This window comes from Exiguobacterium sp. QJM3NY_9 (genome assembly GCF_056173545.1).
On sequence record NZ_CM149679.1, the window covers coordinates 2,617,742 to 2,642,475 of the forward strand.

Below are 24,734 nucleotides of genomic sequence, written 5' to 3' on the forward strand. Positions count from 1 at the left end.
CCGGATTTCCTCCTTCGATTTAATACGTCGTCGTATCGTTATGACTAAAGGTTTTCAGTGCTTCCGAATCAACAATATACCAGCGTTCGTCATCTAAGTTATATTTCAGATAGTACTTGAAGGGAACATCTTCTCCTGGATCACGCTCTTCGAGTGAATCATCGTCTTCTTTATAATAATCACCTTCGTAATAGCAAAGCGCTTCGACAGTCGCGCTCAGATCAGTTGCTACTTCACTGACATTGATCGATGCTGGTGAATACTCGATTTCGTCCAAGTATCCTTCCCAATAGACGCCTCTTTTATTCATGCTAGCATAGTAACTCTGTTGCTTACTCAAATACGCAGACGATGTAAACAAAGTAAACGCCGACGTGTCTTTATCGATATACGCCTGCTCCCATTCCTTCGCATGCTGATGTACGGCGCCTATGATATCCTCTTTAACCGACTCCCGAACTTCCATACCTCTGCCTGTCGCCGAATCCGATAGCGATTTCCGCTGATCGACGAGCCAGTCTTGACCTGACTTCACAAGATTCAGTTCCCAGACGATCGTGCTGCCCTCAGGGCGTTCGTGTAAATACGGCTGATAGGATCGCGAGGAATAGTCGACCGTTGCTTTGACCGTCGCCTTATCTCCTTTGATCGTAATATCGTTTTGAGGAATGTCGTTGACCGTCAGTTCACCGTCAAAGATATAACCTCCTGTGACCAGATCGTTCAAACTACCTTGGAAATTCTGATTATAAGTATTCGTACTGACGGATAGTCCTTTGACACTCCGCTCCGTCAGAGCATCTTCGAGTTCACGGAAAAAGAGCGTTGAAATATCTTGAATGTTCTTATAATCCTGATCGGACACTTCCTTCGAGTCTGATTTCTTCGTCGACTCCGTTGATTTCGTTTCCGCTTTTTCCTGACTTGCCTTCTCTTCTTCACCAATGACGAACGAAGCATCCTGCTTCTTCTGTTCGACCGCCTGAGGCGTCTCTTCCTGATTCAAAAAGACATAAGTTCCACCTCCTGCAGCGAGCAACAGAACGATTGCTCCAATGCCTACTGTTCTTTTATTCCGTTTATTCTTTTGTTTCTTTTCGTATTTAATGACGACGTATGCCCGTTCGATTTCCGTCCGCTCTTCGGACTCCTCCGGATGTATTTCTAGCTTTTCAGCATACGCGCGCTCCAGTTCTTTCATCGATGAGGTACGCGATATTCCTAATCGTTCATATGTATCCATGATTCCCTCTCCTTTTGTTCAAAAATTTGTTATTTTTTATCTTTATTTTACATTATAATGACGAAGGTAAGAAAGGAGTGCTTTTTTATGTCACATTGTTCGAATTGCCAGACCCCGATGAATGATCAAATGATTTACTGTCCGGTATGTGGTCAAAAAAATCGTCACACGCGATTCCGTTCCTTAAAAAAATCCTGGTTTATCGGATTGCTGATTGTATTGCTTTGCATTGGTGGAGGAACTTTCGGTTATCTCAAATATCAAGCTGCACAACCGTTATTTAAGACAAGTGAGCTGACACATGCAGCGGCCGATATCGATCAAGTCTTGCCGGAAGGTGCTTCAGCGACACAACGTAATCAACTAGATGATGAAGACCTTGGGGATTACCTCATGTTTGATGCAGCCTCAACAGATTCCTTGTACGAGTTCCTAAACAGTTACGCCCAGCGTCTTCCCTTGCTCAATAATGGAGAAGACGGTGCCTGGGATTACTACGATTCCACCATCGAGGACTACAATTCCTATGCTGATTTATTCTACGGTGAAGATGATTTAACAGAAAATGAGCGAGACCACTTCGGTGATTTACTTGAGGTGCCTGAAGAAGATCCATATAGTTACATCACATTAAAAGATATGACATTCAATCATATAGAAGCCCTCAACGAAAATGATTTCAGAGTTGAAACGACCGAGACGTATGCTCTACTTCATTTTAGTAATGACGAAGAAAAGAAACGTTTCTATCGTGCTATCGTCGAATATGAGGTTACGTTCGATGACGACCGGTACAGCATTACCTCTGTGAAACGAACTTTCAAGAAGGAGACTACATCATGATGTCACGTGTACTTCCTCTTCTCTTCACAGCTATCGTACTCAGTGGCTGTAGTAACGACTCAGCGGAGCTCTACTTGAAGCAAAGCGCTCAAAGTACACTCGCTGGAGACCTTTTCGAAGAACAACAATGGCGCGAGAAAGCTCGTACGGAAGGCGCGACAGACAAACGTATGATCGCACTGATGCAGCAACAAGAAGCTTTTCACGATTTGGAAGCTGCCTTGTTCATGAATCAGACGACGGATGCCCTTCGTTATGCGGAACGGGTCATGAATCAGACGTTCGGTGACCGAGCACTTGCGAACGAAGCGGCCCGTTACCACCGGACACTTGGTAAGGTCGAAAAAACGTTTCGTGACGTGGCGGGTACCTATTCATACTCGACGAGTGACCAAGGCGAGTACGAGCAAGATTATACGAGTGCGACGATCGATGTCGTGACGCGTCCGAACCGCGAAGCGACATTGACGATCCATGATGCCCTCGATTATGAAGGACAGCCACTTGATGACTATACGTACAGCGGACGTTTTAATTCCGACAATAGCTTGATGCTTTACTTCTACGAGTCCTCTTTAGAAATCCAGTTTAATGAGGACGGTAGTCTGACATTCCGAGATTCCGGCATTGAAAAAGACTCGACAATCGACTTTGAACAGACGACCAAACAATCCTTATGATAAAACGCTTGTCTTCGCAAACGGAGACAAGCGTTTTTGTTTGGAATCATCCTTTTGTATCTTTGAAGCGGTTCAATCCATACCCCACTAATCCACCGAGGAATGGGAAGAGGAAAAGCATGAACGCATTCCACCATGTCAAAGTAGAAACGATGACACCGGCTAGGATATCGTTATCCCATTGCAGTTCAAACCGCGTTTGTGTGAAGTAAGCTAGAATGAGTCCACCGATCATAAAGACCCCAGCATAAATCGCCACATTAGGTAACGTCCGAATCCAACGGAATCCGATTCCGATATGGATAACGAACATCAGTATAAGAGCAATCAAGCCGTACGGAGCAACACTTGAACTGAGCAATTGCTCTTCTTCAAATGGAGTGGAGGCATTCGCGATTTGCGCGAAACGTGTTAAGAGTCCAACATCCACCGTTTCATCAAAGCGTGTCACTTTCGGATCGAGTGTTGGATCTTCTCCGTTTTCAATCTGGTTACCGATGATTCCTTGAATCCGACTCAGATTCGAAGCTTCTCCTGCTTCTTCCACTGGTCGTTGCAGATCACTCAAGCGGTCTTCGCCATATAAGGCAGCACCTAAACGGAAGTCTTCCGTCAAAACAGTCATCTTGAAGTCGACTTGCCCCGCTTGTGACATCGCGTAAAGCGGAGACGCACCACTCAACAGGACGAGACTTGCTGATTCACCAAATTCGACTTCGTCCATTTCATCGAGCTCGTTTAGATAATACAGTTGTCCGAACGACGTCAGCAGGACACCGAACAAATAGACGCTCATTAATGTCGTCGCAGCGATTCGTCCAACTTGCCAAGAACCGTGCAGATTCGTTTGACCGATGAATTGGAACAACAGGACACCACCAAGTGATAGAAGGAAAATCCGAAGCATTCCTGTGACCAGATGTAGATCGAAGATACCGAAGTCTGTCGCGAGCAATCCGACGACCAGCGTGATTAACGATAACGTCAGGGCAAAAATGACAGCACGTTCGATTCGTTCATTCCATGATGTCGCCTTGATCCCGATGACACCACCTCGTTCCAGTAACCATGCACTCCCGATTAATAGAAGCAGACCCGGTAAGGACAGCAAGAAGTGTCCTGAGAAAATATGAAAATCAAGTTGATCGATAGCTTTTTGAATATCGGAGAACTGTTCTGCATCGTTACCTACCACTTCTGTAAGGAAACGTGACTTCAAGTCTTCACTTGATGTGAGCTGGAGACCAGCAAGGGCAACGAAGGCAAGGAAGAAGAACATACCGAATGTACTAAAATCATCCCCCATGTTTTGTTGAACAGTCTTGATTCCTTCTAATGCCGGGTTATCACTGAGGAGACCAAGCATGATGAACAATAAGACGATGATTGCAGCAAAACAAATGACGGCAGCGATACTACCGATGGCAAGACTCGGATTCCCAAGCGATAGATTGAATCGTGATAAAAACGATTGTCCGCGCTCTTTCCATGGAAGATTCACATTCCAATCCTGTGACTTCCACTTCTTACGAATGTCGTCCATACCCGGAAGGCGATCCACAAGCGAGCCTTCTGACGTCGCCGCGATAAGGCGCGAATGTCCACAATTCGGACAATAGGACGCACGACCATCCATTTGTGTACCACACCCGACGCAGAAATGAGTTGCTTGTTCGAAACGGATTGGACGGGCTTGCTTATCCAGTGACGTTCCGTCTACTTCGCAATACTGGGCGTGGGGAGCATGTGCTTGACCACAGGTCGAACAATACTTCATACGCGTTGCCCCATTTCCGATCCACAACATGTACAGAAATGCTGATCATTACGTTGTGGCGTATGACATGTCGTACATGCGACTTTCGCTTGTTCGTTCTCACGCGGGACGGACGTGCCGCATTTACCACAGAACTTCGCGCCTGGCTCAAGTGGTGTCCGGCATGACTTACATTGTTTTTGTGCAGCTTCGACTTCCATCTCATCAATCCGTGACAATGCACCGAACACGAGTACTTCTTGCGCAAGAATGTCCTCGATTTCTTGACGACGTCCTTCGCTCCGCAGCTTCATGTAATGACGCTCTCCGATTTCATACAACAAGCGTCCTTTTTCACGTCGTGCCTGCTCCGCCTGATCCTGTAATTCTTTTGCTGTCATCCCTTGAAAACGTGATTTAACTGTTTGCCAATCCATCATCTTTGTTGCCCCCTTATTTTTATTTAATGTTCGTTGCCTGTTGAATTCGGAACCCTTCCTCATAGCTATCTTCTGAACTACCATATGTGAAGAGATAGCGGAAGAGTGACTTCGATGTTGATTTTCCTGGTGATTCACTCGCATACGTATACAGTTCACCTCGAATATATGTTGTCGCCATGACTTCGATGCCGACCGTATTCCCGTACTCGACAAACTTCGCTGACGAACGATCAATCGATGCATTCATGAACTCTCCGTCCCACTCCAAGTCCTTTCGGCTCCAATCGTCATAGTTCTTTTGTTGTTTCGCAAGGTAAGACGCATCATCCACGAGCGAGAAATAACTCGTATCCTGATAGGTTGCCGCATCGACCCAGTCGGACGCATGCTGCTCGACAACTCCTTGAAGTTGGTTCAGCACGGCTTCTGATGGTTCGAACGTGAACGTCGCTTTTTTGGTATCCGGTTTGACGACAATCTCATCCGATGTCTCCTCCCCCCATGGGAATGAATTCTCAATCGAGAGTTTGATGCCGTTCTTCGGGATCGGTCCATAGTTCTTCAAATCCGATACTTGTTTAGATGTCGACTTTCCATCAACGATCAAAAAGGCATCCGGATACGTCTGATCTAGCTCGATCGCATTTCCTTTTAACGTGATTTCAAATTTTCGATTTGCAGCGTCAAGCGTCAATGGATTAATTGTGACATCGCTCGACTCTTTTCCGTATTCGCCGTCATACGCGACTTTGGCATCCATTAATCCCGGGTAGACACCGTCCATCATGATACCTTCCGCCGACGCTTTACTACTTTCCGTTCCGACCGGATTCACGAGCGTGACCTTCGTTCCTTTAAAGTTACTGATGACTTCCGTTTTAACACTATCGAGGCGTAAACGGTAATCCTTAAAGATCCCGAGTTGACGACCACTTGCTACGATTTGACCGGGAACGTCACTTTCGTTTTCTGCCTGAATTGAAGCACCAGCCATTAATAAATAATCCATGAATGATTTCTTTTGCTCTGGCGTCTCTTTCAAGGCATCTAAGAAACGCTGCGCCATCTTCTGATCAATTGGCTTTCCATTGAACTCCGTATGCTCAGCGAGTAATATCGCATCGTCTGAGCGAATCGCATCCCGCACCTGATTTGTCGTCGCCTCGACCGTGAACCATTGTGTCGCGAGTCCATAATACGCGCCACCTGCTACGACCAATAATCCAACCGTTAAAAGAACGGCTTTTGCAGACTTACTCATTTTATTAGGACGGACCGGTCTGACGTCGCGTTCTTTTTCTACTGGTTCTACTTGTTCTACATGATGTTCCAATTCATCACCGCAACTCGGACAAAACTTCAAGCCACGTTTTGCAGCATCCGAACAATTCACACATGCCATGACAAATCTCCCTCTCTATTTCTTAATTTTGATTAGTAAAAAATAACCACAGAAAATTCTAACATGTTTTTATTACATTTACTATTTATTGTAAAAAATTATTAATTACATACTTTTGTGAATGTATGTAAAAAGTTATTATCTTCATCAAAAAAACTCATGTTGTATAAAAAACCTTCACTCCTAAAGGAGAAAAGGTTGAAACGAATCATAGATTTGTCGCAGAAACACCAAATAGCGGACATTTCTTTTTATAACGTAGTCAATCCAAAACAACGCTTTTTTACTGATATTGTAGATAGAGACGTATCTCGAGTTAAGATCCTCGATTCAAAAGATTGCTAAATGCCTTGAGCATCATCCCTCTATGATTTCACAAGAACCGAGGCCAAATCCGCACTAAGATGCTTACTATGTCAATCAAACAGATTACAGGACGTTTATTCCAAGAGGACCAACCATCATTCAAAGCGATTTATCGTGGGATCTGGAATGACCTTATTAAGGCTCATGCTGGCCTTCTGTGTCCAAAACCACGCGAAGCGCGCAGAGACGCTTCAATATCGGACTATCAATCAGCAAACGCCCTTCTGAAGCGAAAGAATGTCAAACATTCGATAATCAAGAATTCGATACTGTCGGATAAACGAAAGCGTCTGTCGCGACGTTCGTCAAGCGAAAGAGTCGTTTCTACAATTACGTTATCGATGTCTAACCGTTCTTTTGACTTAATGGAAGAGGCGATTCATACACTCCATGCTTCTTTCCCTGCCGGAACACTTCAGACTGCGACGACAGACCGTGGGAAAGAGTTCAGTTGTCATTTGCGAAACGTTAGGAGTATCCATGCACTTCACTGATTCGTACTCTTCCTGGCAATGTCGGAGTAACAAAAACGCTATTAGTTTTTTCCATGAATTCTTACAGAAGGAAGCAGATTTTAGCAAGCTCAGTCGTTCTGAATTCGCTCAAACGCTATCCTGGATCCGTGCGCATATAAAGAAAATGTATCAACCGAAAAATTGTATACGAGGTCTTCTCGGAAGAGGTGCTGCACTTAATTTGACAAACTGTCTCATGTACAACAGCATGCATTATCCGTTTGTTTTTTTCCGAACACCCCCGAGGATAAGTAGAGTTATCCTGAAGCGACGCGCGACAAAACAAGGGTTTGCCTCGGTCAATCGTCGATATTTAGTTGGAAAACGAGACGAACAACTTTTGAAAGCTCAGAAAACCGTTGGCATGATTCAAAAAAGATAGTTTGAAAAGAGAGGATAACTCTACTTATACTAAAACTACCGCGGAATACCCTTCGATATGCATATCCGAAAGACTGGACCCTTCCCATGAATGAAGCCTTACACCACTGGCTCCCCCTCATCAATTCACTCCTGCACCGCCTCTCGATTCACCCGAACGAACACGATGAATGCCGGCAAGCAGCGTTGCTCCGCCTCTGGACATCCATCGAATCTGGCAAGGAATTATCAATCACGTTCGTCCGCATTCGGGCGCGCGGCGCGATGCTCGACTATCTCGCCAAACGGACTCGCACACTGACGACCGAAGTCGCCGTCGAAACCCTGCCGGAACTGCCTCGTCAACAAACTGTTTCCTTCCCTTACTTGCTGAACGAACTCGAACACGCCCTCTCCCCGAAAGAATTCACCTTCCTTCAGGCAATGATCGCTGGAACGGAAGGAACACTCGGCTACTCCGACGCCCGTCTGCGCTCCCTCAAGTCAGACTTGAAGCGGAAAGTCGAAGGCATCCTCCTATGATGACGTTCTACCTCGACCGCTTACTCGCCTTGATTGAGGCTTCCCCCACCTACAGTCGCCTGACAAAAAAAGCCTATCGTTCGGACGTCCGCCACCTCTGTCGTCATGCGACGGCCCTCGATATTCCGTCACTCCGAAGATACATCACACTGCTTCACACGACCTATGCCCCGACGACCGTCGCCCGGCGGATCCATGCCTTAGCGACCTTGTTCGATGCCCTCGTCGCGGAGCGGTCACTTGCGAAAAATCCTCTCAAGCAGATTAAGAAACCGGCTCGTCCGAGTCCGAAACTACGGACGGCCTTCAGCTATCCGGATGCCCGTCGTGTCATCGACACGCTGACCGATGAGGCGACGTATGCGTTTTACTTTTTACTGCTCCATACCGGACTCCGGTTCAGTGAAGCCCACCAATTGACGTGTGCCGATCTCGATTTTACGGAGCGTCACCTGTTCGTCCGCCACGGTAAAGGCGACAAATCCCGTTTTGTCCCGTTGAACGACGAATTGACGGACGTCCTGTTGCGGTACATTGAGACGGAACGACCGGACGGCGAGTACGTGTTCCTGACCGATCAAGGGCGACGGTTACGTCCCGACACGACACGGAAACAATTGCGGCAGGCGAGCGACGTGTTGCTCGGACGGACGTTACGTCCGCACGACCTCCGGGTGACGTTCGCGACGACCCTTTACCGGGAACACCAGACCGACTTGCTGACGGTCATGCGGTTGCTTGGTCACAGTGACGCGAAGACGACGCAACAGTACATCTTGCCGTCGGCTGAAGTCGCCCGTTCGTCGATCAACCGTCTTACGCCGACAAAACATCGACGACTCGTCTGAGCTTTGTCTCCTCACTCAAGATATAGCCTTCCGTCGTCTCCGACCGGGCATGTCCGAGCAGGCGTTGAATCTCGAGTAACTTACAGCCTGCCGTCTGGTACAGGTAGGTCGCGTAGCCGACACGTAAATCATGCGGACGGAGCATCCGTCCCGACCGGGCGAGAGATTGGTTGCGTAACGCATCCCGCGCTCCTTGTTCGTGGATCGCCTTACCGCGGACGGAGCAAAAAACGTACCCTGTCACGCGATCTCCAATGAACGCTCTTAGCTTCGTGACCAAATGGCGCCCGAGCGGTACGGTCCGCAAGCGTCGTCCTTTGCCGTGCCGGACGAGTAACGTCGCCGTCGCAAACTGAATGTCCTCAATCGACAACAAACGGGCCTCCATGAAGCGGAGGCCCGTTTGGCTGATGAATTCGAAAAAGAGACGGTACGTCGGATGCTTGATTTGCCGGATGACATCGATTGCCTCCAGTAACGGATAACCGTCCCGTTGCCGGACGTGCTGATGGACGATCGGTCGAACTTGTTTCATTGGATTGACCTTAAGTCGTTTCACTCGAACGAGTTCATTCCCGAGTGCCATCAACGCATGATACCGCCGCAGTGCCGTCGCCGGTTTATACTGTCCGATGACGTGATCAAAATACGTTTGGAGGGACTTGACCGACCACTCGCCACACGCCTTCTTCAGCTGCCGTAAATCACTGCGGTAAGCTTTGATCGTCAGCGCCGAATACGTCGCGTGCGTGCTAAGGTACTGCTCGAGATAGTCGAAGTGGGTCATGGTTAATCCTCCTCATAATTGGTCTAGTAAAAGGATTCCCTTTCCAAGAGCTTTCAAGCATGGAACAGACAATCATTTCATGCTATGCTTATCCAATAATTGTAACAAAAAGGAGAATCTTTATGGAAATCTTAGTAACAGGAGGCGCCGGTTATATCGGTAGCCACACGTGTCTTGAACTGCTCCAAGCAGGATATGACGTCGTCGTCATCGACAACTTGAGCAACAGTCAAAAAATCGCCCTCGACCGGATCGAGCAGCTCGCGGGAAAACCGGTCACGTTTTATGAAAACGACGTGATGGACATGACAGCGCTCGAACAAATCTTTACGCAGCATGACATCGAAGCCGTCATTCACTTCGCCGGTTTGAAAGCCGTCGGTGAGTCTGTCGCCTTACCGCTGTCGTACTATAAGAACAATCTCGTCAGTTCACTCGTCTTGTTTGAGGTCATGGCGCGACACAACGTCAAAAAACTCGTCTTCAGTTCATCCGCGACCGTCTATGGTGTGCCGGAAACGACACCGATTGACGAGTCGGCGCCACGCTCGACGACGAATCCGTACGGCGCGACGAAATTGATGATTGAACAGATGCTTGAAGACGTCGCGGCGTCCGACACGGACTGGGAGATTTCCCTGTTACGGTACTTCAATCCAATCGGTGCCGATATCAGTGGATTGATCGGGGAAGACCCGAACGGTATCCCGAACAACTTGATGCCGTACGTCACGCAAGTCGCAGCCGGACGTTTGGATGAGCTCAGTGTCTACGGACAGGATTACGAGACGCCGGACGGGACAGGGATTCGGGATTACATCCACGTCGTCGATCTTGCGAAAGGGCACCTCAAAGCACTCGAGTATAAGCACCAAGGCATTGAAGCCTTTAACCTCGGGACAGGGACCGGCTCAAGCGTTCTCGATTTAGTGACGACGTTCGAGTCAGCGACCGGCATCGACGTCAAACGCAAGTTCGTCGACCGTCGTCCGGGTGACGTCGCCGCCTGTTATGCGGATGCGTCAAAAGCCGAACGCCTCCTCGGCTGGAAAGCTGAAAAAACGTTATATGACATGTGCCAGGACGCTTGGCGCTGGCAGTCACAAAACCCGGAAGGCTATCCGCGTGAAATGAACCGCAGCTGATGACCGTCCACAAAAAAGCCTGAATCCGAGTAGCGAGATGCTACTTCGATTCAGGCTTTTTTTGTTAGGCCGAGCGCCGGTTCAATCGTTCCCCGACGCGGGTGAAGCGGGTTGAGCGCTGGCGCGGCTCATAGCGGCAAAACGTATGGAAATCGATCTCATTGACGTACTGAATCAAGCGGATCAAGGCGTAGGCGAACGTCACCGTCGACCCTAATGCGAAGCTCAGACCGAATCCGTCATATCCGAACGGTGCTAACGCAACCGCGAAGACGCCGTTGACGGCGAAGAACAGCAGTGACGTGATACAGGCCCCGCGCTGATCTTCAAAATAGAGCAACAGTAGCGTCAAGACGAGGACCATCGCGTTCGAGAAAGCACCGATCGTCGTCATCTGGAAGATGCTGATCGTCTCCTTCGACAAGGCGAGACTACTGAGCAAGGTCGAGGCAAAAATCAGGACGAACAGCGTGAACAGTCCCTGATTGCGGACGAGTCGCTGGAGCTCTTGCCGTAAAATCAGCAGCATCGCCGCCTTCGCCTTGTTGATTTGCTGGAGCGTCCCGCCCTCATTGACGTAACCGTAAAAGACACGGTAGCGCTCGTAGAAACGGGTCTCGACGGAGATGACGAAGATCGTCATCGTCGGGATGACCGTCAAGTACGAGAGGAAAATCGCCGTATCGTAGACGGGGTGATACCGGAACGTCCCGAGATGGACGGCTCCGCCTTCTGAGAACCAAATCACCCAGTTGCTGACCCAGACACCGATGTTGTAGAGGAAGCTCGTCCAAAACAATGCCGGATGCCGGTCGAAGTAACTGAGGTAACTAAACGGATCTTTCGTTTCCCGGTTCGGGAACGTCAATAACATCGCCGTGAACAGACCGAACAACGTCACGAGCATCCCGAGCGTAAAGCCTGCCGTCAACGCCATGCTCGTCGCGAACGGTGCCGTCAAGTACGGCATTAAGAAGCGGTCGATCAAGAGGACGGAGATGATCGATACTGTCGCTCCCCCTAAGAAGCTATAGGCGACGGCTTGATAAAACTTCGCCGCACTCAGGAATAAGAACTGCACCCAAATCAGGTTGATCGTCAAAAAGAGAATCAAAATCAACAAGTTCGACAGGAACGGCAACTCGGAGAACGTCAGGAAAACCACGTAGAAGACGGCGGCAATCGCGATCGTCATCTTCGTCATCCCGATGAACGTCGGGAAGATTTCCTTGTAGCGCTTCTCATAAAAACAATCGGCGAGATACCGCGTGACGACGAGTTGCTGAATCCCGAGGATGACTTGTGAAAAGATGAAGCAGTAGGAAATCGTCAAGTTGAACGTCGTCCGTTCCTCGAACGAAGCAATCGATAAGTACGTCGTCAACCACTGCGTCAAGGCGATCGTGACGATGACGATCAACCAGGGACCGGATGTGACGAGCCCTGCGAAGGCGTACGCCTTCAGACGTGCTGAAAAATAATCTTCCTGGAACAGCTTTTGGAGCTTAAACCCGATGCCCGCCATATGCCAGCCCCCTTTCTTCATAAAGTGCCACGTACTCGGCGATGAACTGGTGTGTCTGATAGTATTTCAAGGCCCGTTTTTTGCCGTTCTCCCCGAGTTTTTTCGCATCCGCGCGATGCGTAGCGAACCATGCACAGCGCTCGGCGATCCGTCCGGGATTGACCGGCGGGACGACGAACCCGGCTGGTCCGTAAGGGTCGTCTTCGCGTCCGTTAATCAATTCGGAGCAAGCCCCGACATCGGTCACGATCCACGGGACACCGGCTGCCATGCCTTCGAGGACGGCGAGCGGTTGCCCTTCCGAGATGCTCGTCAACAAGCAGACGTCAAACGTCGGCAAGTAGGCGGCGATGTCGACCTTGCCGGCGAGCGTCACATACGGATCAAGTTCTAACTGTTCGATCAACTGTTGGCACTCGGTCGCATATTCCTCGTCCTCGTCGAGCGGTCCCATGATCGTCAGCTCGAACGCGACGTCCATCTCTTGCAGGACCTTCGCCGCATGAATCATCGTCTTGATGTCCTTGATCGGGACGACGCGGACGATGGCACCAATCTTCAGAATCGGTCCCTTTTCGATGACTGGTAAACTCGACAGACGGACGGCATCGATACCGTTCGGGATGATCCGCAGCTTCGCCGCTGGTGCGCCGAGTTCTTGTTGCAGTTCACCGTTGCGGTCGAACAGCGTGATGACGTCATCGGCTTCCTGGTAGGCTTCTGCTGACAAGTGGTGGAAGAAGCGAATCCAGTGTGCCCGGTATTCGATCGGAATCCATGTCGCTTGCAACAGTTCCTCTTCCCGCTCCCGCGAGTAGATGCCGTGCTCCGTCAAGATGTACGGTACGCCCTGCCGTTGTTTGATCGCACTCGCGACGAGTCCGGCATATCCGGTCGACGCCGAGTGAATCAAGTCGACTTGCGGTAACTCCGCCTGCAGTAACTCGAGGACCGGCGTATACATGCTCCGCCACATCCAGAGGTAGTCGATGAAGGAGCCGGATTGTTTTTCCGTCTCGTAACTCGTCTTGACGAGCTCGAAGAAGAGCCGGCTCGCGAAGAAGTGCTCCGACGTCCCGACTGCTTGTTCGAAAATCGGGAAGACCGGTGCTTCGACGTGTTGGAACGTCATCCATTGTTGAATCAACCGCCCTTGTTCTGCCGACAGGACGTGTTTCGGTTTCGGACGGTCGTATTTGAGGTCAAGTGATAAGTTCGTCACACCCGTCACGTTGTCCGGTAAGTTGTATTTATAATCCGCTTCCGTCAGTTGCGTCGGTGTGATGGCGATGATTTCAAACTGATGCATCGGCATCTGCTGAATCACCATGTGGACCCAGCTCGCGACACCGCCGCTGACATAGGGATAGCTGCCTTCGACGACTAAACCAATCTTCATTCTGTCCCCTCCTCAATCGGTAACGTGACCGTTGCTTTCGTCAACGTGACTTGATACAACGTCTCGCCTGCAAGCGCGCGAATCGTCCCGAAATCGAACGTCCCCGTCTTGAGGTGGTGCCCCGGAGCGACACGGACGAGCATGACCGATGGCTTCAACATGTTCGTCCCGTTGATTTCAATCGTCTTGTCCGTATAGGTGACGTTGATGTCCGACTGCTGGTACTGGACGTATTTTTCATACGCTTCGTACTGAGTCAAGCTCTCGAGGTACGGATACATCGTCTTGACGTCGCGGAACATCGCTTCGATCGTCTTCTCCATTTCTGCCCAGCCCTTCCCTTTCGACCGGTCTTCATCGAGCACGTCATCCGGGTGGATGAAGTGACTGAACATGCCGAAGTTCGCGACGGCGTCCGCCATGACGAACGTATCTTCTGCCGTCTCGTTGTAGCCGCTCGAGATCCGTGGGAAGTTGTAGAGATTTTGATGGACCTTGTCCGGTCCGAACTCTTGGATGTAGCTGCCCATCGACGGATCTCCTGAGTAGAGCGAGGCGACGATCAACTTGTCTTTAAAGACATCATTGAGTGCCGTCAAACCCGTCTCGTTGATGATGTTCGACGGTGGAACATAACTTTGAATCGACTCGTTCGGGAAGTAATAGTCGTGCGTCCCGATGACTTTCTTTAACGCACTTTCCATCTCGTCCTGATTCTTCCACGGGACGTAACCGAGGTTCGGATCAAGCGTTTCATCGGCGACGACGAGGGGCTGGTGATTGAAGCCGTGCAGTCCGATTTCCCCGCCCATCTTCAGCAGACCCCGCCCGTAGTTGAGCATCGGCGTGCGGATTTTTTCCGACAAGTCGTCCGTCGTCTCTTCCGTTGTATTCTTATAGCTGCCGATGAGAAAGCCGGTATAGGTGACATCTTGTTCGTCGGCGATTCGTTTCATGTCACGCCACCAGATTTCTTTAAAGAACTCCTTGATCGTCCGGTTATAAGTCTTCTCGATTGCGGCGTTCGTATTCCCGGGGACCGGTGACGGGAAGTCATCGAGATGCGTCACTTTGATTGCCGCCTGTTGACTGACGAATGACGGGAACAATAACGCCAATGTCTGGAGCATTAAACCGCGTGAGTTTTTCTCAGCGAGCGATGTCGTGTTCCAGAACAGGACTGTTCCCTTGCCGTACGATGATGTCCAAAGAATAGGTTCACCGGACGCCGTGATTTTGACGTCAGCCTTTGGTAGCAGCTCGACGTCGGCGATACTGTGGGCGAACAAGTTCGACGAGTCCGGCAGATCGACGAAACCAGGGAAGATTTCTTCCTTGAATGTCAATCCGTTGATGCCGTCTTTGAAATCACCGAACTGTTCCACCCCGACGAGCTCCGCCCAGTCCTGATTGATGAAGCGTGCTGCAATATAAAGCCGTCCGCCGTCCTTGACGAATTGACGAATCGTTTCGTACGGCCAGTCACGTGAGTGCTCTCCCGCTAAAACAAGCACGGTCCGCTTGGACGGCTCCAATTGCTCGATTTCTTTGATTGAGATATTCGTATACGGGACTTTCGCGTACTTCAGTGCATATTTAAAGTTCGTCAAGACACTTTTTGAGAGCTCGCCTTTATCCTGATGGATATAGACTTGTACCGGTTGTCCGTCCATCTGTCCCTCCTTGCCCGACATCGTCTGAAACGTCTTTTGTTGCGTCTCCTCGGTCGGAATCAGGCGATGTCCATAATCAAGACGTAACAACTGGACGACGCCGATCGTGACGAGCAGAATCGCGAAGACGGCGACGACGTAGGTCGTGATTGATTTTTTCATAGTTCCACTCCTTCCAGCCGGTCCAAAATGTAGCATTTGTCGTCCGGAATGTCGTCCGGTGCGACGTGTGTTTTTAGTTGTGTCACGAGTGGGGCCAGCTTCGTCCAGTCCCCTCTCGTGAAGTGATATTCGATCGCCAGCATGTAGCCGTCCGCTTGCTCCGGGTAGTGCATGATCAAGCGTTCATAGTAGCCGAGTCCGTCCGCGACGTCGCCTTTTGCGAGTGCGAGCTTGCCACACGCCTTCAAGCACGTCGCGTCCGCCGGATACTGGATCCGCATGTCTTGTAAATACGATCCGAACCGATCAAAGATCCGTTTTTGCATGCTGTCATCAAGCAGTCCACTTTCGATGAAGGCTTCGAAGGCGTCAATCAAGTGGTAATACGTCGTGACATGCCCCGGATTAAGTTGTTCCTCGCGACTTTTAATCGTCGCTTCGTACCGGTCATATAACGTATTGCGGACCGTCGCCGCGTAGTGGACCGTCTCCGAGTCGGCATGGTCGAGCCCGAACTGGAGGTACTTCCCGGAGTCGGCAATCGATGTCGTCGTCAAGCGGACGATCGATTGTTTCCGTTCCTTCGCGTCCATCGCCATCGCTTCGCCCATCGGCACCAAGTCGATGTTGTCAGCAGCCTGTTGTTGCAGTCCTTCCAGGTTGACGACGTCGAACTCGATGTAGTCATCGTAGTCGAGCAACGTCTTGTCTGACGCGTATCGTCTTGCGATCAGCCAACTGACGAGACCGAACAGTTCACCGAGTAACGGGACGAAATAACAAATCAGGGCGATCCATTTGACGAGACCACGCTGTGCCGGGGCCATCCGTACCGTGATGAGTTTCGTGACGAGAAAGACGATGACGGCATGAATCAGGAAAAATAACAGGACGAAGAACATCATCATCCAAGATTCCCTCCTTTTCGTGCGAACAACTCTTTAATCCGTTGTTTGAATCCTTCAGCGTTCTCTTGCGGTGTTCCCGGTAAGAGGAAGTGGAGCATTTGATTCGTCTCGTCATAGCCGATGATGTCGATTTCCCGCATCGACTGGCGTAAGATTAATTCCATTTCAATCAACGACAGCTGGACCTGTTCGACCGGCAAGACGACCGTACTGTACGGTTGATCGTAATGGTCGGCCCGGTGTTGTTGGAGTGCAACCTTCTTATTGAATGGCTCGATTTGATAAATCCGTGTTCCTTCAATCAAATCACCACGCGACGCATTCCATTCCATCGTCAACGCTTTTTCGATTCGTGTCCCGGTCCAGTCGAGAATCAACTGCATGATGTTCATCTCGTAACTCGTCAGGCGGTTGAAGTCGATCGCCTGAATGACGACAACTTCCTGAATCTTCCCGTCGTAGCGGATCGGTGCGATCAGCAACGGGACGTCCGTCTCGTCCATCGTCCGGATTGAGATCGCATTCGTCTTGAACATCCGTTGATAGATGCCGGTCGACGGATCGATGAATAGTGTTTGCGGCAAGACCTCTTTCTCACCGAACCGGACGTGGAGTCGTAACGTCCGTTTTGACGCATCGACGTGATAGATGGCAAGATTCTCTGCCTTGAACGAACGTTTCAAGACATCGACGAGGCGATCGCGGACGATGTCGGCCGCCGTTTGGTCGAGCTCGAGTCCGACTTGGTAGATTTTCGTTAACGTATGATCCGAGTCGAGGACCTTCTTTTGCATCGTCGACTGCGACAGCCGGAGCTTTTCGACCGTCTCGAGCAAGTGGTTGTTTTCTTCGACGACTTCTTCGTGGCGGAGCCGTAGCGATAAGTAGCGTTCCTGGAACGAGGTACTGAAAATCCCGCAGACCATCGCGACGAGGAAGTGGAAGATGATCCAGCTCAGTTCCGTCCGGTCGTATAAAAATAAGAGAATGTCTGATCCTTCGACCGACAAGAAAAACAGGTGGTACAGCATCGTCATCGTGAAACTGACGAACGCCCCGAGCAGACCATAGCGGAGGGCGAACAATAAAATATAAAAGATTAACGGATCAATTGCCCAATTCGAGACCGAAAGGCTAAACATATAGTCAAAGAAACCGATAAGTAAAATACTAGCTAGCATTTCTATCCATTTGACTGTATTTCTATGCTGTGTGTAAATCATGGCACACTCTCCTTAAAATAGTTATTTACATTTTTGTTAGCAGTGGTAAGATTTAGTCAAACAGGCAATTACAACTAAATATCGAGAAGGGCAAACTTACTGAAAAGTAAGGGCGCAAAGACATGGGTCGTCGATCTTCGGATACCGATCGCCAGTCTGCAATGCCGCAGCCGCTCTCTGATAAAAAATCAGGAGGCTACTAACCATGGGTATTATCTCACTCAAACGCGTGACGTCTTTTTTGTGCATTCTTTTTTTAGGAGTGTTACTGATGACACCAATCACGGGCAAAGCTCAATCAACGAATCCACTCGATTCCGTCAGCTCGTATAAGGTCTACTACGATGCACCGACGAAATCAAAAATCAAGAAGATGCAAAAGTACGATGTCATGATCATCGAACCGGTCTTTTATTCAGCGAAACAAATCGCAGAAATTCAAAAGTACGGCACGAAAGTCTACGGCTACATCAACACGATGGAAGCCGACAACTGGAACACAGACTTGATGGCGCAATTAAAGGAATCAGATTTCTTCCACCGTGATGGACAACGTGTTCACTACGCGGAGTGGGATTCATACTTAATGGACATCAACTCGAAGCATTACCAAGCGGTCCTCATGCAAGAAGTCGAAAAGCAGGTCGTCAATAAAGGACTCGACGGTGTCTTCTTGGATACAGTCGGCGACATCGACAACGAACATGCCGACCAACCAAAGATTCTTGAGCAGCAGCAAGTCGCGATGACGAACTTCTTAAAGAGCGTCAAGACGAAACATGCGGACCTCTCATTGATTCAAAACTGGGGCTTCGGGACATTAAAATACCATACGTACCCGTACATCGATGGCATCATGTGGGAAAGCTTCAACTACTCGACGGTCGCAAAAGACCAATGGTCAAAAGACCGGATGGCAGATCTTCAGGAGTTGAACGAAGAAGAAGACATCAAGACATTGACGATTTCTTCTAAGCAAGGTGCGAAAAGTGCGCAGTACGCGAAAAAGAATGGGTTCATACATTTGAAATCAAACGTCGATCTTGATTATAATAAATTTTAACCTACTTGTAACATAATTGCATATTTCCACATTAAATTCCATTATTTCCGAGTATGAAATGAATAAACTTTAAAAAGAGCACAGGTTTTCCTGAGAAGTTCAGGAGATTCTGTGCTCTTCTCATTTCCAATAAAACTAGTAAATTAAATGAATATATACAATATTTTACAAATATAAAATTTAACTATATATTTTAAGAAAGTATTTATATAGATTGGATGACAACAGTATGTTTTATACATCATTTATGATTTTCTGCACTATTTTCACGTCCATCTACGCGCTCATGAAAATATATTACGGAAGTACCTGTCACTCGAACACTTCGCGTGATGCCGGACTTGGGATCTTATTTGGCGGAATCAGTGTTCTTTTACTGGATTACGGACCGAGTGCACTTCAACCGCTTGCTTATATGCCGTTTGTCTTACTCTTATTCGCTGGAGCACGTGTTCCGACTTATATCGCCGTCTCTTTTGTGTCTGCGTATTTAATTGCTATCGCCCATCCCTTTTCATTTCTTCCATTGATTGCTGTGATTTTTTATGATTTGTTTCAAGTGCGGGGACGGATTCAGCACTCTCTCCTCACACATTTCCTGACGTTAAACGGGTTTGGTCTACTGGTCCTTCTTGCGATGTTGCGGTCCCTGGATGGAAGTATGCATACGTCACTCACAGATTTACTTCACCAAACGCTCTTACCGGTTCTTTTCACGACGCTCTCTTTTTTCTATTTGATGAGTGAGCGCCAAGGACGTCTAGTCCGCCTGACCTCCTATCAGCATTTGGCAGAACGCGATACATTGACCGGGTTACCAAATCGCTATGCTTGGGAACTTCAGGCGGAACGTGTGGCGAAGCAAGCGACCGTCTATCATCTGCTGACATTGGACCTCGATCAGTTCAAACAGGTCAACGATCGGTACGGTCATTTAAACGGCGATGCCGTGCTCGAACAATTTTCGATGATTCTCGAACAGAATGCCCGTCAGGCGGACATTGTCGCCCGCATGGGAGGCGAAGAGTTCTCCGTCCTTCTGACGGACCTGCCGATTAAACAGGTGTGGCAGATCGCAGAACGGATTCGCTCTGAAGTTGAACAACACACGTTCCGTCTGCTCGACGGCTCCTCGATACATATCACGACATCGATCGGTCTGTCGTCCGGAAAACAGGACATCCCCGTCCAACACTCGATGGAGTTATCTGACAAAGCGTTGTATCAGGCAAAACGTTCCGGTCGGAATCTTGTCCGGATTGTAAGCCATCTGTTGTAACACAAAAAAATGGGGCTGACTCATAAGTCGCTCCAAGATTAAAGGAAATAGGGAGGAAGATTTCCAAATTTACTCCGGAAATCTTTCTCCCTTCGTTCAGTTCAATCTAGAGATATCCTCACTTTTGAGTCAGCATCGTTTTTTTAGAGTGAAATGGAGATGAGACATGCGATATCGGATCGATCATCATAAATTATGATTGAACTTTCGCCGACCTGATATTCATATTGACGCTTGATGCCTTAACGGGCAATCTATTTATTTGCATATTCCACCGTATAGTCGGCAGTTTCACCATTTGACCATTTTTTATTTTTTCAAACGTATGCAGAATTTTACTTTGTTGTAACTAATACTCAGACAGAGCAGGAATCGAGAAAAAACGAGTCCAAGTTGATTAGATTTTGGATGTTTCATGGTAACCGTACTGTAATAGAGCATACCTTTAATTAAAGAACCGTGAAACATACCATCAGAATTAGCCAAACTACTTGACCCTTTGATCTGATTATACGGAGTCGAGAACGCATACACTCCTTCAAAAGTCTCAGTTTCCTCGATACTGGCCCAGTGACGTTTAAACCAATCTGAAGTTCGATATATTTGAGAGCGGGACTTGTTTCACGTTCGCTTTCAGCGTTACCGTCTGTCCTTCGTAAGTTGCTAGTGTATAACTGCCTGGCTTCACTCCATACAAAATTCCTTTTTTTTGGATTTGGACCGTCTTAGAAGTCGTCGACCAGCTGACTTCGGAGTGAGTAGTAACGTTCTTCCCCTTAAATCGGTCGAAAGACACCTGCAGTGTCTCCTTTTTCACAATCCAATAGAAGTATGTGTCTTATCGATTCTATCCGCTCGATAACAATACGTCCTGCATATAGATTAATATGTTTCCAGACGTCGAGCAGAATAGCTTTGCCCTGATTCGTCAATGCAATCGGTCTGACAGTGAAATCCTCCTTTTGATCAAGCTATGTATGTGCCTGACCGATCATCCACGCCTTCAAAACGCCTGCCTGCGCAGACGTTTTGAAGGCGTGGATGCAGCTGATCTAAATCCATTTTTCTCGTCATACACACGAACTTCCTGTGTATCACCTGCAACGACAAAATTCCTGCCGGCGTGATTTCTCGGAAAAACGTACAATCATGTGTATTGATTCGATGTGAGGAGTTCACCAAATTGTTATGGACCACGGGTGAATGTCACGACCTTTTTATCCAAGTCGTAACCAGTCAGCCTTCCTTCAATTGATTCATCTGCTAAAAAAACAATTGTATGCTAATTAGGCAGGAGAGCGACGTGACGTGTCTCATCGTCAGATAGAGCAAAATCACTGACGAGCTTCAGTTTTGAGATTGTATAATTTTCTTGCATTCTATATCGATTGCAGAGAGGATAAATTTTTCCCCTGCTACAATCCGAAACGGGTCTCCATAAAGCGGAGCCCGTTTGACTGATTAATGAAAAAATAGACGCTAGGTCGGGTGAGCAATACAACAAATCGTCTTAATGATGGGTGCGTTACAGTACGTGCTGATGCACAATTGCCCATACGTTCTCATCGAATTTTTCTGCAGCCGTCCCCCGGATTAGTTCATTTCCGAGAGCCGTCAAAGCATGATACCTTCACATCGCCGCCGGGCTGGCAGCGGCTGATCATGTCGTCCAAATAGGCTTACAGCTTCTTCGATTACTCGATGGAACAGGTCAAATCACTGCGGTATACTTTGATCGTGCGCGGACTGTATATCGTATGCTTCAGTAAATCCTGTTCCAAATAGTTGTAGTGGACCATTCGAAATGCCTCCTCTAGATGATGTACTAGAGAAATCCCCCGCTTCGATTCGTTTGAATCCTTGTGCCCCGTTCGTCTTACGCCCACTGTCCTTTCCAGTTTTTATTCAGCGGTCGCAGCGGGATGATCGCGAGCGGGCGATTGAGTAGAACACATTCTGCATTGTAATACAGATTGGTTACGCTTGATTCATTCAGCTCATTCAGGAGTTGTTGCTGGCAGCTTTTCCAGCGGAACGGTCGCCGTGTCGTATGATGGGCATCGGAAGCGACAAGCTGGGCGTATCCATTTTTCAGTAGCGCGAGCGCAAATTGGCGGACGTCTTTTCCGTAATCACCGGTAATACCCGCACAGGAGACTTGCGCGAATGCTCCGGCTTTAATCCAGTCCGCTAAGCGATTCGGCTGTTCCCGCAATGTCTTTTTCTGTTCGACATTAGACAAAATCGGACGGTATCCTTCGCGGATCATCGCCTCGATCCAATCTGACAACTCGAGTGAGTCGTCGTCCGGCACATCAATCAACACGTATTGAGAACTCGCAAGTGTCTGAAACATAACATTGTCGATGTCGTGTATTATGTCTTCATTAAACAGAATCTCGTGACCGGTATAGACAGTCAACGGAATATCCCGTTGCTGAAGCAGTACGTTGAATTCCGCCACAATCAAACCGACTTGAGCCGGTGTCGTATGAAAATTCGGCGGAGACAGATGCGGCGTCGCAATCAGATGTCGTATTCCTTCCGCCGTCGCTTGCCGTGCCAGCAGCAAGGATTGTTCAATACTTGAAGGACCGTCATCGACGAGCGGCAACAAGTGGCAATGAATGTCGACCATAATACCATCCCTCACTTTCATGTATGTATTTTTTGGTGAAGACTAAGGCATTGTCTCGTTTTTTTGATTATAATGTAAGACGATACGGACTAGAGAGGGGGAACGATTCATGCACCGTACATTAAAAGCACTCCAATTTTATACTTCACACTCGGAAGAACAGATCAGCCGGCTGCACGAAAGAATCCGTTCCAGCCTTGCGACGACTGAATCCTTGACGGAGACAATGATTCGTCTGACGGGATTTCCACCGCTCGTCTCATTTAAGCAGGACCATGCAACATCCGAGGACTGGGAAGCTTTTCTTGCCGGAACGCATCATGAGAGCCTGGCTGACTTTTACGGCATGCTTGTCGCCCGACCGATTCTTGAAGAAAGCGGCACAGAAGAAAAAGAAGAAGAGATTTCGGTCCTCGCCTACCCCAGACGAGCCAACACACCAAAACGCCGGAGTCACTTCGAGATTCGTTTACCTGTCTCCCGTCTCGTCCTTCCGTGGCGGTGGCTAGCATTGCTGATGTCTTGTTTCTTACTCGGAGCGGGTGCCACGTATCTTTACTTCCACTATAGCTCACCGGGTACATCATTGAAAACAATCGCGACGCCGGAAACACCTGCTGCCTTTGAACAAGAGGAAACGTACGGTACGGAGAATGTGGAAGAATTCGGTGTGCTGTACATTAAGCAGCGTAGCACTACGATCTATAAGGACCGTTCCTTAACGGATCCGCTATACGAAGCGGATTTTGGTGATGGTTATCTGATTCTGCAAACGAACAAAAACCTCACCCAGATTGACGTGACAGAGGAACTCAACGGGTATGTTTCAACAAAAGAGACATTTGTGCAACTGAAAACCGATCCGATTGCTGACGAAACACTACTCGCATGGGTCAAAGATCATCTGAACGTCTCCTTTACGAGTGACGTGACGACACTTTTTGGAGTAAAAGAAGCTGAACTATTGCGCCTTTACGGAGCGCCTGCCCGGACAGCATCCGATTCGGTCAACACATATTTGTTTTATAATGCTTATTATTTTACTTTACGCCAGGGAGAAGTCGTCGCTATCGATTGGCTGTCGACCGACGTCTCCAACAACGCACTCAGTAAGCTCGCTCCGCTTCAATACGAGTCCGCTTCGTCCGGTCTCGTCACGAGTAACTCGTACCGAATTCAACGCTTCGAGACCAAAACAGGCCGCAGTCAGGTTCGGCTCGCCGAGCAGATTTTTTAAGAATAATTGCATCCTTTTTCTCTTTCGCCTTTCCTTGTGGGTGCAAAAGAAACAGGATATTTTTTTGTATACTGTCTCTTTTTAAACCAGTCTAAGTTAACTAAAAATCAGTATATATTTTATTTGAAAGACGTATTCTAATATTAAGTGCAACACCTAGGAGAAAACACAAAAAAACCATAACGACCTCGTGTAGAATAAAGCTACCACACCACATTTAACGGAGGATTCGTTATGAGCTATGTTCACCTTACCGCATCAGAAAGAGTCAAAATAGAGACGTATCTCGAGTTAAGTTTCCCCATCCGAAAGATTGCTGGATGCCTTGGGCATAAACCTTCTACGGTTTCACGAGAATTGAGACGGAACTCACACTACAGCGCTATCCATGCCGACCAACGTTATGTGAAAGATGAATTGTAATATTAAGTGCAACACCTAGCTGAAAACACAAAAAAACCCATAACGGCCTCGTGTAGAATAGAGTTACCACATAAAATTCAACGGAGGATTCGTTATGAGCTATATTCATCTTAATACATCAGAAAGAGTCAAAAATAGAGACGTATCTCGAGCTAGGTTTCTCTGTCCGAAAGATTGCAGGACGCCTGGGGCGTCAACCTTCTATGATTTCACGAGAATTGAAGCGAAAAGAGAAGTGCGGTGCACGGAAGAAATGTTGCACTTAATTTGACA

General features: G+C 48.4%; 19 protein-coding genes, 2 pseudogenes and 1 riboswitch. Of the genes and pseudogenes, 10 read left to right on the forward strand and 11 right to left on the reverse strand.

Features of this window, described 5'->3' with window-relative positions; genetic code table 11:
• Positions 1-19 precede the first annotated feature (19 nt).
• The gene (locus AC0VYQ_RS13315) at positions 20-1,243 is read right to left on the reverse strand and encodes a hypothetical protein (protein WP_475403763.1); all 1,224 of its coding nucleotides are present in this window, start codon (positions 1,241-1,243) and stop codon (positions 20-22) included.
• A gap of 87 nt (positions 1,244-1,330) precedes the next feature.
• Here AC0VYQ_RS13315 and AC0VYQ_RS13320 point away from each other — a divergent pair, with 87 nt between their 5' ends.
• Both AC0VYQ_RS13320 and AC0VYQ_RS13325 read left to right on the forward strand, forming a co-directional pair.
• The gene (locus tag AC0VYQ_RS13320) at positions 1,331-2,086 is read left to right on the forward strand and encodes a hypothetical protein (protein WP_475403764.1); all 756 of its coding nucleotides are present in this window, start codon (positions 1,331-1,333) and stop codon (positions 2,084-2,086) included.
• Positions 2,083-2,766 carry a hypothetical protein gene (locus AC0VYQ_RS13325; RefSeq protein ID WP_475403765.1) on the forward strand — a complete coding sequence of 228 codons (684 nt, stop codon included), beginning with the start codon at positions 2,083-2,085 and terminating at the stop codon, positions 2,764-2,766. The genes AC0VYQ_RS13320 and AC0VYQ_RS13325 overlap by 4 nt, the downstream gene beginning before the upstream one ends.
• 46 nt (positions 2,767-2,812) lie before the next feature.
• Here the strand turns inward: AC0VYQ_RS13325 and AC0VYQ_RS13330 are convergent, their stop codons facing one another.
• The 3 genes from AC0VYQ_RS13330 to AC0VYQ_RS13340 are packed head-to-tail and all read right to left on the reverse strand — an operon-like array spanning position 2,813 to position 6,367.
• Entirely contained in the window at positions 2,813-4,543 is a 1,731-nt protein-coding gene (locus tag AC0VYQ_RS13330) for a zinc ribbon domain-containing protein (protein WP_475403766.1), read from the reverse strand.
• Positions 4,540-4,962: a zinc ribbon domain-containing protein gene (locus AC0VYQ_RS13335; protein WP_214767008.1), complete on the reverse strand. Its 423-nt coding sequence runs from the start codon at positions 4,960-4,962 to the stop codon at positions 4,540-4,542. Before AC0VYQ_RS13335 ends, AC0VYQ_RS13330 begins: the two co-directional genes overlap by 4 nt.
• 19 nt (positions 4,963-4,981) lie before the next feature.
• Positions 4,982-6,367: a TcaA 3rd/4th domain-containing protein gene (locus AC0VYQ_RS13340; protein WP_475403767.1), complete on the reverse strand. Its 1,386-nt coding sequence runs from the start codon at positions 6,365-6,367 to the stop codon at positions 4,982-4,984.
• A gap of 1,349 nt (positions 6,368-7,716) precedes the next feature.
• On the opposite strand from AC0VYQ_RS13340, the gene AC0VYQ_RS13345 reads away from it, so the two are divergent.
• The gene (locus AC0VYQ_RS13345; RefSeq protein ID WP_029331656.1) at positions 7,717-8,151 is read left to right on the forward strand and encodes a sigma factor; all 435 of its coding nucleotides are present in this window, start codon (positions 7,717-7,719) and stop codon (positions 8,149-8,151) included.
• Complete coding sequence (locus AC0VYQ_RS13350) at positions 8,148-8,999, forward strand: tyrosine-type recombinase/integrase (RefSeq protein ID WP_475403768.1); 852 nt, start codon at positions 8,148-8,150, stop codon at positions 8,997-8,999. The genes AC0VYQ_RS13345 and AC0VYQ_RS13350 overlap by 4 nt, the downstream gene beginning before the upstream one ends.
• Here AC0VYQ_RS13350 and AC0VYQ_RS13355 read toward each other — a convergent pair.
• Positions 8,968-9,786, reverse strand: a complete 819-nt coding sequence (locus tag AC0VYQ_RS13355) for a tyrosine-type recombinase/integrase (RefSeq protein ID WP_475403769.1) — start codon at positions 9,784-9,786, stop codon at positions 8,968-8,970. The genes AC0VYQ_RS13350 and AC0VYQ_RS13355 overlap by 32 nt on opposite strands.
• Before the next feature lie 122 nt (positions 9,787-9,908).
• On the opposite strand from AC0VYQ_RS13355, the gene galE reads away from it, so the two are divergent.
• A complete protein-coding gene (gene galE, locus AC0VYQ_RS13360; RefSeq protein ID WP_475403770.1) occupies positions 9,909-10,931 on the forward strand; it encodes a UDP-glucose 4-epimerase GalE in 1,023 nt (340 codons plus the stop codon).
• A gap of 64 nt (positions 10,932-10,995) precedes the next feature.
• On the opposite strand, the gene pelG is transcribed toward galE, so the two are convergent.
• Genes pelG through AC0VYQ_RS13385 form a run of 5 tightly spaced genes read right to left on the reverse strand, consistent with a single transcriptional unit; the run spans position 10,996 to position 17,821 of the window.
• A complete protein-coding gene (pelG, locus tag AC0VYQ_RS13365; RefSeq protein WP_475403771.1) occupies positions 10,996-12,456 on the reverse strand; it encodes an exopolysaccharide Pel transporter PelG in 1,461 nt (486 codons plus the stop codon).
• Positions 12,437-13,855 carry a GT4 family glycosyltransferase PelF gene (gene pelF, locus AC0VYQ_RS13370; RefSeq protein WP_475403772.1) on the reverse strand — a complete coding sequence of 473 codons (1,419 nt, stop codon included), beginning with the start codon at positions 13,853-13,855 and terminating at the stop codon, positions 12,437-12,439. Before pelF ends, pelG begins: the two co-directional genes overlap by 20 nt.
• Positions 13,852-15,690, reverse strand: coding sequence for a DUF2194 domain-containing protein (locus AC0VYQ_RS13375; RefSeq protein ID WP_475403773.1), 1,839 nt, complete (start codon positions 15,688-15,690; stop codon positions 13,852-13,854). Before AC0VYQ_RS13375 ends, pelF begins: the two co-directional genes overlap by 4 nt.
• Positions 15,687-16,598: a hypothetical protein gene (locus tag AC0VYQ_RS13380; protein ID WP_475403774.1), complete on the reverse strand. Its 912-nt coding sequence runs from the start codon at positions 16,596-16,598 to the stop codon at positions 15,687-15,689. Before AC0VYQ_RS13380 ends, AC0VYQ_RS13375 begins: the two co-directional genes overlap by 4 nt.
• Positions 16,595-17,821, reverse strand: coding sequence for a hypothetical protein (locus AC0VYQ_RS13385; RefSeq protein ID WP_475403775.1), 1,227 nt, complete (start codon positions 17,819-17,821; stop codon positions 16,595-16,597). Before AC0VYQ_RS13385 ends, AC0VYQ_RS13380 begins: the two co-directional genes overlap by 4 nt.
• A 79-nt stretch (positions 17,822-17,900) precedes the next feature.
• Positions 17,901-17,985: riboswitch (cyclic di-GMP riboswitch) on the forward strand.
• 107 nt (positions 17,986-18,092) lie between these two features.
• On the opposite strand from AC0VYQ_RS13385, the gene AC0VYQ_RS13390 reads away from it, so the two are divergent.
• Together AC0VYQ_RS13390 and AC0VYQ_RS13395 are read left to right on the forward strand one after the other, a co-directional pair.
• A complete protein-coding gene (locus tag AC0VYQ_RS13390; protein ID WP_475403776.1) occupies positions 18,093-18,884 on the forward strand; it encodes a glycoside hydrolase family 191 protein in 792 nt (263 codons plus the stop codon).
• Positions 18,885-19,113: 229 nt separating this feature from the next.
• A complete protein-coding gene (locus AC0VYQ_RS13395; protein WP_475403777.1) occupies positions 19,114-20,163 on the forward strand; it encodes a GGDEF domain-containing protein in 1,050 nt (349 codons plus the stop codon).
• A gap of 1,876 nt (positions 20,164-22,039) precedes the next feature.
• On the opposite strand, the gene AC0VYQ_RS13400 is transcribed toward AC0VYQ_RS13395, so the two are convergent.
• The gene (locus tag AC0VYQ_RS13400; protein WP_475403778.1) at positions 22,040-22,801 is read right to left on the reverse strand and encodes a tyrosine-protein phosphatase; all 762 of its coding nucleotides are present in this window, start codon (positions 22,799-22,801) and stop codon (positions 22,040-22,042) included.
• 109 nt (positions 22,802-22,910) lie between these two features.
• Here AC0VYQ_RS13400 and AC0VYQ_RS13405 point away from each other — a divergent pair, with 109 nt between their 5' ends.
• The 3 genes and pseudogenes from AC0VYQ_RS13405 to AC0VYQ_RS13415 all read left to right on the forward strand — a co-directional run.
• The gene (locus AC0VYQ_RS13405) at positions 22,911-24,038 is read left to right on the forward strand and encodes a hypothetical protein (RefSeq protein ID WP_475403779.1); all 1,128 of its coding nucleotides are present in this window, start codon (positions 22,911-22,913) and stop codon (positions 24,036-24,038) included.
• Positions 24,039-24,272: 234 nt separating this feature from the next.
• A pseudogene (locus AC0VYQ_RS13410) lies at positions 24,273-24,443 on the forward strand (helix-turn-helix domain-containing protein); the annotation flags it as partial.
• A gap of 112 nt (positions 24,444-24,555) precedes the next feature.
• Positions 24,556-24,712, forward strand: a pseudogene (locus AC0VYQ_RS13415) (helix-turn-helix domain-containing protein); the annotation flags it as partial.
• Positions 24,713-24,734: the final 22 nt, after the last annotated feature.